Genomic DNA, 247 nt, shown 5'->3' on the forward strand with positions numbered 1-247 from the left:
CTACACTGCCCATCTGAAAGACCTCGACGTGTTCAACGCTACCTTCGCCGCGCCCTGTCTCACGACGTTCTGCCGACTCGACGAGCTCGGTCTTGAGGCCGTCGGGCAACGTCTCGAACCGGATCGGGCGGTGATCAAGTGTCGCGTCATCGAGTCGGACCCGTGGTGTCGCAAGTGCGGCGCCGAAGGCGTCGTGCGAGACACGGTCGCCCGCCGACTTGCGCACGAGCCGTTCGGGCACCGGCCC

At 66.4% G+C, this 247-nt stretch carries 1 pseudogene; it reads left to right on the forward strand.

The annotated features are described in order from the left end of the window. Nucleotides 1–28: 28 nt before the first annotated feature. Nucleotides 29–247 (forward strand): annotated as a pseudogene (locus tag ID132_RS10205) (ISL3 family transposase); the annotation flags it as partial.

It is taken from the genome of Gulosibacter sediminis (assembly GCF_014904065.1).
Lineage (GTDB): Bacteria > Actinomycetota > Actinomycetes > Actinomycetales > Microbacteriaceae > Gulosibacter > Gulosibacter sediminis.